Source organism: Pseudomonas sp. EA_65y_Pfl1_P113 (assembly GCF_963970525.1).
Taxonomy (GTDB): Bacteria; Pseudomonadota; Gammaproteobacteria; order Pseudomonadales; family Pseudomonadaceae; genus Aquipseudomonas; species Aquipseudomonas tritici.
This window is the reverse complement of the sequence record NZ_CAXAQM010000082.1, coordinates 1-2,055: the sequence shown is the minus strand read 5'-3', so window position 1 is coordinate 2,055 and position 2,055 is coordinate 1. Positions and strand designations below refer to the sequence as shown.

General features: G+C 58.8%; 2 protein-coding genes. Both read right to left on the bottom strand.

Annotated elements, in window-relative coordinates; genetic code table 11:
• Positions 1-45: 45 nt before the first annotated feature.
• Entirely contained in the window at positions 46-1,593 is a 1,548-nt protein-coding gene (locus AACY52_RS28330; RefSeq protein WP_339437764.1) for an IS66 family transposase, read from the bottom strand.
• An 18-nt stretch (positions 1,594-1,611) separates the two neighbouring features.
• Positions 1,612-1,971 carry an IS66 family insertion sequence element accessory protein TnpB gene (tnpB, locus tag AACY52_RS28325; protein WP_339437763.1) on the bottom strand — a complete coding sequence of 120 codons (360 nt, stop codon included), beginning with the start codon at positions 1,969-1,971 and terminating at the stop codon, positions 1,612-1,614.
• Positions 1,972-2,055 lie beyond the last annotated feature (84 nt).

Genomic DNA, 2,055 nt, shown 5'->3' with positions numbered 1-2,055 from the left:
GAGTGCGATCCATAAACCCCACCTATCCAGTCCTTGGGTAACCGATTACCGTGGCATCTCTGGCGAGCAGTTCCACGGCAGCAGTGCTTCATAGTCGGCGACCGACGAGGCATGCGGCAGCCGCTCCAGTACATGGCGCAGCCACGTATAAGGCTCTTGGCCGTTGGCTTTGGCGGTCTCGACCAAGCTGTAGATCTGTGCACTGGCCGTGGCGCCCTTGGGCGTGTCGCTGAACAGCCACGCCTTGCGCCCGATGACAAACGGCTTTATCGCACGTTCCGCCAGGTTGTTGTCGATCGGCAAATGGCCGGCCTCAACATAGCGTTCCAGCCGACTCCAGTTGTTCGCCAGGTAGTGCGCCGCCTTGCCCAGCACGCTTTGCGGTGTGACTTGGGGCTGCGTTTTATCCAGCCAGCTTTTCAACTGGCGCAGAATCGGCAGGCTTCTTTCCTGGCGGCCGATGAACCGCTGCTCATCGCTGGCATCCTTGAGTTCGCGTTCGATGCCATACAGTTTGTTGATCATCGCCAGCGCGATATCGGCACGCCCGGTCTTGCCCTTGGGCTGCACCTTCTGCGCCTCGATGAATTTGCGTCGCGCATGAACCATGCACGCCAGACGCTCGACGCCGGGCTGCAACGCCAACGCATTGTAACCGGCGTAATCGTCGGTCATCACGTAGCCGCGATACCCCTCAAGCAGGCGCAACGGCACCTCCTGCGCACGGCTGGTGGTGTAGTCGAACAACACAACTTGTCGATCAGGCGGCCCGCTGGCTTGCACCCACATCCAGGATTGGCTGGTCGGATCGCGATCCGGCTCTTTCAAGACCTGCACGCGCGTTTCGTCGCAGTGGATCACCGGGCTTTCCAGTAACCGGTCACGCATCAGGTTCAGCAATGGCTGGAAGTGTTCGCTGCACTGGATCACCCAGCGTGCCAGCGTTTGCCGGGGGATCTCGATACCGTGCCGGCTCAGCACCGTTTCGAAACGGTGCAGCGGCAAGCCATCGACATACTTGGTGGTCAGCAGCATGGCCAGCACGCTGGGGCTGGCCATGCTCTTTTCGATCAACTGAGCCGGCTTGTCAGCGGTGACCGGCGAGGTTTCACAGCCACGGCAGCCGTAGACCTTGCGCACGTGTTTGAGCACGCGGATCTGCATCGGCACGATATCGAGCTGCTCGCTGGTTTCTTCGCCGATCACATGCTTGCGGCAACCGCAGGCGCAGGTCAGTTCGTGCTCGGGCAGGTCATGGATGACTTCGACACGTGGCAGCTCTGCCGACAACGGTTTGCGTTTGCCTCGACGCTTGAGCGGAGCAACGACTTCTTCGTCCGCATCGTCCACCACGGCCAGCAGTGGTTCGCTTTCCGGCTCGTTGAACATCTCCAGTTGAGGTGTATTCGGATCGATGCTCTGCTCGGACTTGCGATTGAACAAGCGGTCACGCAGCAGCTTGATCTGTTCTTTCAGGTCGACGATGTGGGTTTGGTAAGCCTGGGCCACTTCTTCCTGGCGACTGAGTGCCTCAAGCAGCAGTTGCTTGAGCAAAACAGGATTATCGGGAAGGTCGTCGGGCAGGGAGATCATGGCCCGGATTATACCGGGTCAAGCAACAAAACGGGGTGTCAGAACCTGATGCGGACGGTTGCGCCAGAGATCGAAACCGTCGAGTAGCCAGTTCAGTTCCTGGACAGTCAGAACAATGGTGTCATCGGTGGCGTCTGGCGAAGTTTGGAAACGCTCGGCTTCCAGGCGCTTGAGCCAAAGGCAGAAGCCGTTGCGCTCCCAGTACAACACCTTGATGCGGTTACGGGCTTTATTTAGGAAGACGAAAAGAACGGGGTCGAACACGGCGACTTTGATGTCCAGTTCGACCAGTGCGGTGAGGCCATCGATGGACTTTCGAAAGTCTACTGGCTTGGGGTAGAGGTAGACTTTTTCGACGCTGGCATTGGGACGCATCATGGTGGTGGGCTCCTGAGGGAAATCGGGAGCACAGCATCAGCCGTCAGCTATCTGCTTGAAATGTGGGGTTCGTGGAGCGGATAC